This window comes from Nostoc cf. edaphicum LEGE 07299, assembly GCF_015207245.1.
Taxonomy (GTDB): Bacteria; Cyanobacteriota; Cyanobacteriia; order Cyanobacteriales; family Nostocaceae; genus Nostoc; species Nostoc edaphicum_B.
The window spans coordinates 1-6,548 of the sequence record NZ_JADEXF010000198.1 but is presented as its reverse complement, the minus strand read 5'-3'; the positions used below and the strand labels follow the sequence as shown (position 1 = coordinate 6,548).

The following is a 6,548-nucleotide window of genomic DNA, read 5'->3' as shown; positions in this document are numbered from 1 at the left end:
TTACCATTGTGAGGACTGGAGTTGATAATCTTTGATGGGAACTTCCACCGAAATTGGTATCAGCTGCACAGCACAGGCTTTTAATTCTGGTTGCAGCGAATCGGGGCAAGATTCTGGATGGGTTAGGGCGTTGGCTTCGGCATTGTCTGCCCAGAGTGAACCCCAGTGCATGGGGACAAAAACTGTACCAGGTGCGATCGCTTTTGTAACTTTAGCAGGAAACTTCGCTTTACCCCGACGCGATCGCACTTCTATATACTGGTTATCTACAATATTTAACTTAGCAGCATCACGGGGATGAATTTCGATAAACGGTTCGGGATGCATTTTGCAAATTTTTTCAATTCGACCGGTACGCGTCTGGGTATGCCAGTGTCCGTAAAGCCGTCCATTCGTTAGCACAAACGGATAATCTGGGTTTGGTGGTTCTGCCAATCCTTTGGAGTAATATGCCCCAAATCGAGCGCGTCCGTCAGAGGTGTGGAAGCGCAAGTTAGTGTATAATCGTTTCCCAGAGCGATTGGCAGATGCTTCTCCCCCTGCTTCCCCTGCTCCTCTGCTCCCCCTGCTCTCTTCTGGGTGAGGCCATTGAGTCGGACCTTCTGATTGTAATTGCGCATGACTAAGACCTGTCATATCGCAGGGGCGATTTTTAGTTAGTTTGACAAACTCAGCATAAACTTCCGCAGAGTTAGCAAAGGTAAATTCTCTCTTAAAACCTAATCTACGTCCAACTTCGGCAAAAATCTCCCAATCGGCTTTAGCTTCTCTTGGCGGTTGGCGAAATGCTTGACATAAAGTTACCACGCGTTCGGAATTTGTCATCACACCAGTTTTTTCACCCCACTGGGCTGCTGGTAGCAAAACATGAGCGTAGGCAGAGGTTTCTGTGGGATAATAAGCGTCTTGATAAATAGTGAAAGGCGATCGCAATAATGCCTTCTTCGTGCGCTCCAAATCTGGCATACTTACAGCTGGGTTGGTAGCTGCAATCCACAATAACTCTACAGCGCTATTTTCCAAGCCAGTAATCATATCCCAAGCAGTCAAACCGGGATTGGGCGAAATCTGCCCTGGCTTGAGTCCCCACAACTCCTCAACTTCGGCTCGGTGCTGAGGATTTTTCACCACCCGATAACCCGGTAATAAATGCGCCAAACCTCCGGCTTCCCGTCCTCCCATTGCGTTTGGTTGACCAGTGAGGGAAAAAGGGCCAGCCCCAGGTTTACCAATCTGTCCAGTCATCAGGTGCAGGTTAATGATCGTTCTAACCTTAGCCGTCCCCTCTGAGGATTGATTTACACCCATTGACCACAAAGACAATACTCGCTCTGATTCACCCCAATAGCGAGCTGCTGTTTCTAAATCTTCAATGCTGATTCCACATTGACGAGCTACCACTTCCGGCGGATAGTGGCGAATCACTTCAGCATAAGCCGGAAAATTGCTGGTGCAGTCGTCCATAAATATGGTATCGATGTAGTTCCAGCGCATCAACAAGTGGGCGATGCCGTTTAACAAGTCGATATCTGTACCGGGACGAATGGCTAAATGCAAATCAGCAACTTCTGCGGTTGGTGTGCGACGGGGATCGACCACAATCATTTTGACTTTGCGGTTCTTTTTGTGATATTTTGCCAGCCGATTAAAAACGATGGGGTGACATTCGGCTGTATTAGTGCCAATTAAAAATGCACAGTCAGTTAACTCCAAGTCTTCGTAACAGCAGGGCGGGCCATCTGCGCCAAAGCTTTGAATGTAGCCAGACACCGCACTAGACATACATAAGCGAGAGTTGGCATCAAAATTATTACTACCCAGACAGCCTTTCATTAGTTTCTGGGCTATGTAATAATCCTCAGTTTGAAACTGGCCGGAACCATACATACATAAGGCTTCTGGCCCTTGGGTAAAGCGGATAGTTTGAATGCGCTGCGTGATGATATTAAAAGCTTCATCCCAACTAACGCGGCGAAACTCTTGATCTAAGGAGTCTCGCACCATTGGATAATGTAATCTATTTTTATCTAAAGATTCTGCGATCGTTGCGCCTTTGACGCAAACCATTCCTTGACTAGATGGATGGGCTTTATCACCCCGCACCCGCCAAATTGGATTTCCTTGGCTATCTCGATTAGTTGCTTTGTTATGTTGGGCTGGAGGTGAAACTTCTAAACCGCAGCCAACACCACAGTAAGGACAAAGGGTTTTGGTAAATTCACTCATGGCTGTTGTACTATTTTGTTATTTTGATTTTGCAACCTCAGATGTAGCGCCAGGTTGAGAAGCGTAACTTAGTACTTTGTTAAACTAGTGCAAGAGGGTTTGTAGTAAGCACTTTAACGTGAGTTCGACGAGTGCTATTTTGACCTCTCCCCCAGCCCCTCTCCTACGTTCGCGCAGCGTCTCGTTGGCGCAGCCTCTCGTAGAGAAGAGAGGAGAGGGGAGCAAAAACCCTATTTTATCGTTACTCCTCCCTCTCCTTACGGAGACGCTACGCGAACGCTTTTTAGGAGAGGGAGGCTGGGAGGGAGAGGTCTGTCGAACTCACGTCACTTTAGTGCTTAGAAAAAAAGGACTAAAGTCCTTACTACGAACTATGAGAATTTATTTGTATTACTGCCTACTCTCTATTTTCAAGACAGGTCTATTCTTCAGTTAAGAAAATAGAGTTTTTAGTTGCTGTTTCTGGTAATTCACCTTCATAGGCGGCAGCAAAGGAACCTTTTGGTTCTTTCAGGAAGAAGGCGCACATGAAAGCACAGACTAGTGCAGCTATACCCATTGTGGTAAATAGTGTTGGAGCGTCGGTTAAGCTAAAAATTGTTAGGTAAACTACGCCGCCAAAATTACCGTAAGCCCCCACATTTCCAGCAATTTGTCCAGTGGCTTCTTTCTTAATTAGGGGGACGATACTGTAAGTTGCACCGCAGCCAGCTTGGGCAAAGTAGGCGGCAAACATTGTAACTGCGATCGCTAGCGGAATTGGCCAGTTACCATTAATAAAATGTGCAATCAAATAACTAACACCGATGCCAGCACTGATAATTGTCATTGTCCATTTACGGGAGCTAAATTTATCAGAAATTAAGCCACCACTAGGACGAGAAACCAAATTTAAGAATGGATAGGTAGCAGCAATCATCGCAGCTACAACATGCTCTAAAGCAAAAGTTTTTTCAAAGAATGCTGGGAGCATGGAAACAACTGCTAGTTCGCTGCCAAAGTTAGTTATGTAAGTGAATTCGAGTAAGGCTACTTGACCAAATTGAAAGCGTTCAGATGGAGCGTAAGTTTTTTTACCAGTTAGAAGTTCTCGGTTTACCTGCCAAGCTTGGTAACTTTGGTAAGCAAACAATCCTGCTAATAGCAACCAAGCCAGATACATTTGGCTCAAAGTTAGGAAGTGAATGTTCTTTTGTTCCAAGCGCCAAGCTAATAAACCTAGAGCGAAAATCAAACCAAAATTCGAGACAATCAGCGCCCAGAAGCTTTTAACGCTCGTGACTTCTAAAGAACCATTCTTCTTGGGTTTCTTGTAGACTTTGCCAGTGGGTGTGTCTTGGACGCTGTTGTAATAAATTACGCCGTAGATAGCTGTAATGATCCCTGTAAGTGCGATCGCAAACCGCCAGTTAGAAGCACCACCAGCGAAAAAGCTAGTAGCAACTGCAAGTATCGGTAAAGCAAACTCTGCACCAAAAGCCCCAAAGTTACCCCAACCGCCATAAATGCCTTGAGCAATTCCCATCTCCTTCGGGTGGAACCATTCGGCTACCATGCGGATACCCACAACGAATCCAGATCCGACAATTCCCATCAGCAAACGGCTGATAACTAGTTGATTAAAATCTTGCGCTAGCGCCGTCGCCAAACAAGGAATAACCGCAAACATCAGCAGGATTGAGTAGGTGATTCTGGGGCCAAAACGATCCAGAAGCATCCCAATAATTAGCCGTGCGGGTATTGTGAGAGCAAGGTTACAGATACCCAAAGTTTTGATTTGCTCAGGCGCTAAACTTAGCTCTTTGCCAATGGTTGTAGCGAAGGGAGCAAAGTTAAACCAACATACAAAGGTGAGAAAGAAAGCAAACCAAGTCTGATGTAAAATGCGGTAGCGATCGCTAAATGAAAATAAGTTTTTAAGCATTCCAATCTTTCTAATTGAATAAAATACGGTGAAGAGGTAGGGAAAGATGAGCCTTTGAACTCGAAGGTTGAGCCTTTTATCTCGGAGGTTGAGCCTTTGAACTCGAAGGTTGAGCCTTTTATCTCGGAGGTTGAGCCTTTGAACTCGAAGGTTGAGCCTTTTATCTCGAAGGTTGAGCCTTTTATCTCGGAGGTTGAGCCTTTTATCTCGGAGGTTGAGCCTTTTATCTCGAAGGTTGAGCCTTTTAACTCGGAAGTTGAGCCTTTTAACTCGAAGGTTGAACCTTTTATCTCGGAAGTTGAGCCTTTGAACTCGAAGGTTGAGCCTTTTAACTCGGAAGTTGCACCTTTAAGGTTGAAGTATGAGTTTTGCCCAATGCCGAATACCCCCAATAAGTACTAGCAGTTACTAACTAGTAAGGCTTCTTGCTTGAGTTTCGCCCCGAAGTTTTTGATTAATAAATCTTGCAATATTGGCTGTAAGTCTTCGCAGGGTATGCCTTTGATAACACAAGTTCCTAAATGGGCATCTTTGCCAACTTTGCCACCCATATAGATGTCAACACCTTCCAAGGTTTTGCCATTTTTGCGAGTTTTAGTTCCCATCAAGCCGATGTCTGCAACTTGGGGCTGGCCGCATGAGTTGGGGCAACCTGTCCAGTGAATTCGGACTGGGTTGGTGAAGGTTAACTCTTCTTCTAAGACTTTAATCATTGCCAGGGCGCGGTTTTTGGTTTCGATGAGGGCAAAGTTGCAAAATTGTGCGCCTGTGCAAGATACTAGCGATCGCGTCAGCAAACCTGGATCGATAGAAAATCTTTCCAGCAAAGGCTCTGTTAAAAATGTTGCTAAACGCGATTCAGCAATGTTGGGTATAACAATATTTTGCTCAACCGTGAAACGGATTTCGCCAGTACCGTAAACTTCTGCCAGACGAGCGATTTCAAACATATCTTCGGCATACAACCGACCAACAGGAATGTTCAAGCCTGCGTAATTTAATCCTGCTTGTTTTTGTTTATATACCCCGATGTGGTCGCGTTTTTCCCAGTCGATTTCGTCTTTAGGTGCTGCGGGTAATAATGATTTACCCAAACGAGTTTCTACTTCTGCTCGAAACTTATCTAAACCCCATTCATCGATTAGCCACATCAAGCGCGATTTTTGCCGATTAGCACGCGGGCCATGATCACGAAAGACTTCCAAAACTGCTCTACATACAGCGACTACATCTTCTGGAGTCACCCAAGCATTCAAAGGAATCGCCGCCTCACAACGTTTAGCTGAAAAAAAGCCACCCACAAGGACGTTGAAGCCAAAAATTTGGGACTGGGAAAATTCTTGCCCTATTCCCTGTTCCCTGTCCCCAGTCCCCTCCTTAAATGCTGGCACAAAAGCTAAATCGTTAATTTCAGCATGAACCGAATTGTCTCGTCCACCTGCGATCGCAATATTAAACTTCCGTGGTAAGTTGCTAAATTCTGGGTTTCCTTTCCCTTTATTGGTGAGCATATCTTGAATTTGCTGTACTAACTCTCGCGTGTCGTACAACTCATCTGCATCTAACCCCGCCACGGGATCGCCTGTGATATTGCGAATGTTATCCATCCCTGACTGAACGCTGGTTAAACCAACTGCGTGAAATCTATTAAAGATATCTGGTAAATCTTCAATCCTAATCCCCCGTAATTGAATATTCTGTCTCGTTGTAATATCAGCGCAACCATCATCACCGTAACGCTGCACTACTTGAGCCAAAACACGCATCTGGCTGCTGGTAAGAATACCGTTAGGCATCCGCAACCGCATCATAAACTTGCCTGGGGTAACTGGGCGAAAAAACACGCCTACCCATTTGAGTCGATGATCGCGATCTGTTTCGTTCATCGCCTCCCAACCCAAGGCGGCAAATTTCTCTATCTCACTCTTGATGGCGAGTCCATCTTTTTCTGCTTTTAATTTCTCGAACTTATTAAGGCTAGTGGTAGTTGCTGTGTCTGTCATAAGGCTGACTCTCGTTGCAAATTACTGATATGATCGGGAACTGTGGTCGTAATTTCCCAATACCAATCAAGCCGTAGTTACATCAGGTGCTGTATCTACGAGGGTTAGGGAATAAAAACTTAATATTTAACTACGGCTGATTATTTTTACTCAAGAACATTCCTACGCGAAACTCCAAATCCGTGGTTAGCTAAGGAAAATTTGTGGCTATTTACATCTTGGGAATTTGTCAAGCAGGTTTAGATAATGTTCATGTAACAATTTCGATACTCATAACTTAAGATGATATTTTTGTTAAAATCGTATAAATTGTTACGTTTTTTAGGAAAATCTACAAAAAACGCATGAATACTATGCATTTTTTACATTAAAGTCACTATTGAACGATGTAGAAC

4 protein-coding genes are annotated in these 6,548 nt (G+C 44.6%); all 4 read right to left on the bottom strand.

Going from position 1 to position 6,548, the window contains the following annotated elements:
* Window positions 1–2,226: a molybdopterin oxidoreductase family protein gene (locus IQ229_RS08045; RefSeq protein WP_194042756.1), complete on the bottom strand. Its 2,226-nt coding sequence runs from the start codon at window positions 2,224–2,226 to the stop codon at window positions 1–3.
* Window positions 2,227–2,647: 421 nt separating this feature from the next.
* Window positions 2,648–4,111, bottom strand: coding sequence for a NarK family nitrate/nitrite MFS transporter (locus tag IQ229_RS08040; RefSeq protein WP_322743955.1), 1,464 nt, complete (start codon window positions 4,109–4,111; stop codon window positions 2,648–2,650).
* Window positions 4,021–4,542 carry a hypothetical protein gene (locus IQ229_RS24655; RefSeq protein WP_322743954.1) on the bottom strand — a complete coding sequence of 174 codons (522 nt, stop codon included), beginning with the start codon at window positions 4,540–4,542 and terminating at the stop codon, window positions 4,021–4,023. The genes IQ229_RS08040 and IQ229_RS24655 overlap by 91 nt, the downstream gene beginning before the upstream one ends.
* Window positions 4,543–4,548: 6 nt before the next feature.
* Complete coding sequence (locus IQ229_RS08030; RefSeq protein ID WP_194042750.1) at window positions 4,549–6,153, bottom strand: ferredoxin--nitrite reductase; 1,605 nt, start codon at window positions 6,151–6,153, stop codon at window positions 4,549–4,551.
* Between the last annotated feature and the right edge of the window lie 395 nt (window positions 6,154–6,548).